The 3,612-nt window shown below is 40.5% G+C and carries 4 protein-coding genes; 3 read left to right on the plus strand and 1 reads right to left on the minus strand.

Going from position 1 to position 3,612, the window contains the following annotated elements; all coding sequences use genetic code 11:
* Window positions 1-224 (plus strand): MBL fold metallo-hydrolase (locus NZM04_00755; protein MCS7062574.1); only part of this gene is annotated, 224 nt, incomplete at its 5' end.
* Window positions 225-241: 17 nt separating this feature from the next.
* Window positions 242-1,759: a hypothetical protein gene (locus NZM04_00760; protein ID MCS7062575.1), complete on the plus strand. Its 1,518-nt coding sequence runs from the start codon at window positions 242-244 to the stop codon at window positions 1,757-1,759.
* 255 nt (window positions 1,760-2,014) lie between these two features.
* Here NZM04_00760 and NZM04_00765 read toward each other — a convergent pair whose 3' ends face one another.
* Window positions 2,015-2,344, minus strand: a complete 330-nt coding sequence (locus NZM04_00765) for a hypothetical protein (protein ID MCS7062576.1) — start codon at window positions 2,342-2,344, stop codon at window positions 2,015-2,017.
* An 839-nt stretch (window positions 2,345-3,183) separates the two neighbouring features.
* On the opposite strand from NZM04_00765, the gene NZM04_00770 reads away from it, so the two are divergent.
* Window positions 3,184-3,324, plus strand: coding sequence for a hypothetical protein (locus NZM04_00770; protein MCS7062577.1), 141 nt, complete (start codon window positions 3,184-3,186; stop codon window positions 3,322-3,324).
* The last annotated feature ends 288 nt before the right edge of the window (window positions 3,325-3,612 follow it).

Here is a 3,612-nt window from a genome sequence, read left to right on the forward strand (position 1 = left end):
TCGCATTTTACCTCCCCGAACACCAACTCCTCTTCGCAGGCGACATCCTATTCGCCGGCTCAATCGGCCGATGGGACCTCCCCGGCGGAAACCAACACCACCTCCTCAACGGCATCCGCCAACACCTCCTCACCCTCCCAGACTCCACCCGCGTCCTCCCAGGCCACGGCCCCACAACACTGATCGAAATCGAAAGGAAACAAAATCCTTTTCTAATTCCCTAGAAGCCAGAAACTCAGAAATGGCTCCCTTCCACACCAAACTCAAAAACCCTATCCCCACATTCCTAACCCTATCTATCCTACTTTTGTTCGCCCCAAGCAGTCAAAGCCTCTGGATTGATGAACTCTACACTGGCATCGCTGCCAAGCAAAAAACATTTTCAGATTTCTATAATTTTCTCATTAGCAGTCCATATGCAGATATACAAAAGCCCCTCAACCTTTTCATCTCCTGGCTCTGGAGCCAGCTCTTTGGTCACAGCGAGTTAAGCCTAAGGTTTCCTAATGCACTGTGGATTATTCTCTCGCTCATCCCTATCATTCGGCTATCACAACGAAAATCATTATATTGGCTCCCCTATCTATATGCATTGCATCCCTTTGTATGGTATTACATAAACGAAAGCCGGCCTTACGCTCTACAAATTGCCCTTGGAGCATGGTGGTTAACTTTATTCATAGACTGGTGGGATGATCATTATAGAAAAAAAGCCCAATTTTATCTATATATCTCAACCACACTGCTATCACTTACAAGCCTCCTAGCTTTCTTTCCAATAGCCGTAGGCTGGCTAATAATATTTTCTAAAAATATAAAAAATAGAGCACAGCGAAAACAAACGCTTTTTTCTCTAACATATCTGATTTTAGCTCTAGCGCCATCGTCTTTAATCTACCTCTACTCCTTCGCTACTGGTCATCAAGGAGGTGCAAGACTCTGGCCTGTAAATTTTTACAATTACCTCTTCGCTATTTACGAATTCATCGGACTACAAGGCTTTGGCCCTGCCAGAGATGAACTCAGGCAATACATGAGATCTGGACTGTTCACCGCCGTTCAGCATTCCCTCCACTACTTTGTTCCAATTTTCTGTTATCTGTTAATCATTCTCCGGGTCTTTTGTAAAGTTATAACCACCGAAATAAAAAATCATTCAATATTCTTGGCTTTTAGAAAATATTTGCACCTAATTCTATATCTGTCTCTCCCCTGCGTAACTCTCGGAATAGCTGCCTATCTCGTATCCTGGCCTTTTTGGGGAAGACACCTTGCAATCTCATTTCCTCCGTTTATCTATTTAACTGGACTATTCGTCCACAAATATTACCAATATATAAAAAAGAAATTTTCAATATCTATCTTCTTGTTTGTAGTAGCTTTAGTTTATTCCTCATTTGAGTTGCGCTTCGATGCTCGACATCAGAAAGAAGATTACAAAAACTCTGCCATCTTGGCATCGGATTATGCCGGAGATTTGTCTAAAACAATCTGGTGGGTAGCTTCACCATTAGCAATCGACTACTATGAAATTCACACATATGCAAATATTCACCCAATCTATAATATACAAAATCTGGATCAGCTCAAGTCTATAATTGCTAAAACTGGTAAACCTGACTTTATTTTCCTTTCAAAACCTGATGTGTTCGATCCTAACCAAATAATCCAAGATTTTATAAATCAATATAATTATACCTTACAGCCAGCCGTCATGAAAGGATTCAAGATATATTCAAAGCCCTACTCTCAACACTAAATCATTCCTCATGTAAATCTTTACTTTTTCACGCCACCCACACAAATTAACCCTTATATATATAGAAACCAACAACACCTGCAAACTCACACAAGACTGATTTGGGAGTGTGAAGTCAAAAATTACTGAAAGATCTGTTTCCTAAATTGCTCAGTAGCAGACTTCGCCGATGTATGGACTATAGCGATGGATTTGCGAGAAATGAGTCCAAAGTATTGGTAGAATACAACTCAACGTGCGAGAATGGGTTAGCCGCTAAAATCCTCTATTCCAAGAAAGTATCTTGTATAAAAACAAAATAAACGAAGCAAACAACGTATCTTGACTTCCACTGAGTGCGCTAAATTGCTTGCGAGTGCCATGATTTTCTACCCTCACCTCGCATGCAGCATAATTGCTGCCAATTTTATTTTGGGCTGCTTCACGATCAAACACCTCCCTCAAAGATTCAGACAAGTAATGTTTCAAGTTCAAGTTGCCGACTTTTGGCTTAGCTGCTAATTTCCTTGCTCCAGGGGCATCGGCTGCCGCTGGGTAGCTAGCAGCTAAGGCATAACGTAATACACCAAACTTCGCAAAAGTCATCAGATTGTTCAATCCGATTGTATTCGACCCTAAAACTGAGCCAGCGGACCTTCCCTGGTATTTGCACATAGATCCCCTTTAAAGTATATCGATCTTTCCTGCCGATGCTCATTGAAATGCACCCGGTTAAACTTACTGTGAGTAATGCTACTAGAAAGAAATGAAACATTTTTTGTTTGATCAAGGCTTTCATGAGAGGCGTGCTTAGCTCGTTAAGAGCCATTTTCCACAAGCTTATATTTTATCTCAAAATCACAAATTTCCTCGATCCTGTGCGAACTCCCCAATCTGAATTATGTCTATGTTAATCATCTAAACCGCATTTATCCCTTTTTGACCATTCACCTAGAATATTCCATCAAAATGGAGAAGACCTAGCTATAGTCTATAAACATTTTTAATAATGCAAATTACTAGGTTTATTGATGGCCTAAGCCATAGCTTGGCATTAGATTTTGACTGAAAATGCTAGGTTGGAATAAGAACATAAAGATTATCTATCAGGATAAGGAAGAGATTAAGCGAAATGTGGAATTAGGCTGGATTGTTTAATTATATATTGTTATAGAAATTATTTTAGAACAACATGTTGTTTCTTATATATTATAGAATAGCCTTGATGGGGAGTGAGAGAGCGGTGGAAATAAATTTAAGAATGTGCTTGAATTGGCATTCTAGAAATATTAAGTGTGGTATTAATACACCTAAACAAATTATAAAGATCATACCCTTATCACTTTTTTGTTTATCATACTCCAATTCCTTCCCTTTCAATCATACTCACATTTATTTCCCCTGCCGAGCCCACTTCTTTTTCTCGTGATGGTAACCCACTTCTTGTGTCCGCTTTAAAATGTCGTCCAAAATCTAGCCTCATCGCCCTTATACTCAAAATGCGCCGTGAGACTCTTCCCAAAAAACCCGCTCCTCCTACTGACCTCCGCCCTCTAATTCAAATTCGCCAACGCCTCCAGCGCTGACGACATTGATCATTCCAAAGCCATCGAGAGAAGGAATCGGTAATGGTCTCTTTTCTTATCCTTCCACGCCGCTTTTCATGCGGCTCGCGCATGATCCTCTCGTAACTCGATCTCAAGCACGGTTCTTAAGATTTGATAACTTTCCCCATCCCCATGCTTTACATGAAAATTATAAAATAAGATTTTGCTCATCGGCAAGAACCGTTCCAATCCATTTCCGGTGCTCTCAGCCTACATCCCGGCCACCGTCACCTGCTGCAAGCTCTATAAATCTATATACAAAAGACT

It is taken from the genome of Candidatus Methylacidiphilales bacterium (genome assembly GCA_025056655.1).
Taxonomy (GTDB): Bacteria; Verrucomicrobiota; Verrucomicrobiia; order Methylacidiphilales; family JANWVL01; genus JANWVL01.